The organism is Rossellomorea sp. YZS02 (assembly GCF_033963925.1).
In the GTDB taxonomy this organism is placed as follows: Bacteria; Bacillota; Bacilli; order Bacillales; family Bacillaceae_B; genus Rossellomorea.
In genome coordinates, this window is the sequence record NZ_JAXBLY010000050.1 from 1 (window position 1) to 1,354 (window position 1,354).

Annotated in this window: 1 protein-coding gene; it reads right to left on the bottom strand. The window is 37.2% G+C overall.

Annotated elements, in window-relative coordinates:
- Positions 1–1,197, bottom strand: a 1,197-nt coding sequence (locus tag SLH55_RS23095) for an IS1182 family transposase (protein WP_320324559.1), incomplete at its 3' end; no start/stop codon positions are given.
- Between the last annotated feature and the right edge of the window lie 157 nt (positions 1,198–1,354).

Sequence of the window (1,354 nt, forward strand, 5' to 3'; positions counted from 1 at the left end):
AAGACGTTTTTGATTAGGGCATGTATATGTATCCGTTTCTTCTTCATACTCCCAGTTGTCGGGGTGAAATAAGTTTTGTTTATATTTCTTCTTTTGTTCCTTTAGATACAAGTTATACGTAATGAGTGCTTCGCGTTTTCTGTTTGAAAGGATATCGCTATAATTTTGTTCACTGCCATAACCCGCGTCTGCGACGATGTGTTTTGGCAACTCGAAATAATCCTGCTCGATTTTATCTAGAAATGGAATTAAGGTACGGGTATCTGTTGGGTTTGAAAATAAACTATAGGCTAATGTGTATTGACCTTCAGTGGCGATTTGTACATTGTAACCAGCTTTTAACTGCCCGTTCTTCATATAATCATCTTTCATTCGCATGAACGTCGCATCGGGATCTGTTTTAGAATAGCTATTACGTGTTCCAAAGGTCTCTAAGTCTTGTTGGTATTTCTGTTTGCGCAAGAGAAAATCAATCAGTTTTTTACGGACTTGTTTTGGATGTTTACGCTCACTTCTTAGAGCTTTTCGTTCTGGAATGTCTGAGGTAGACTCAATTTGTTTATCATATTCGGTTACGACTTCGTCTACTTTTTGAACCAATTGAGCGAGTTCTTCCACAGACAATTGTTCAGAGGTTTCCCGTTCAATTTCAGGGATGATTTCACTTTCAAGCAGCTCAGTGTATAGCTCATTTGATTTTTCAATTAAACTTGTATGATATTTCTCGATAGATTTCTTCCATACAAACGTGAATTTATTCGCATTCGCTTCAATCTTTGTGCCATCAATAAATATCGCTTCTTGATCTATCAGTTTCTCTTCAACTAATTGACATCGGAATTGGACGAAACATTCGCGAATGACTTCTTTCACTTCTGGTTGAACACGGAAACGGTTGATGGTGCGATAACTTGGTCCATACCCTTGTGCTAGCCACATCATACGAATACTATCTTTTAAGAGAGCTTCAATTTTGCGTCCTGAAAAGACCGATTGTGAATAAGCACATAAGATAATCTTAAGCATCATGCGAGGATGGTAGGCGGGACACCCTTCATTTCGAAGAAATGGTTCGAACACTTTTTGAGGGATACTTTCCACTAAGTGATGGACATGGAAGGCAATATCATTTTCTTGTAATTTCATTTCAACATCTAAAGGCAAAACGATTTGATTCATGGTATAATCTTTAAACATAAGGACCCTTCTTTCTGATGAGATTTGGTGTGGTAACTTTATTTTATCAGAAGAGGTCCTTATATTAATTCAAAAATAATCAAAGCCGGTGAAATTTTACTTTTTGTAAAATTTCACCGGCTTTTTCATTTCAGAGGAGGGTTTTGTCCCAGCCTCT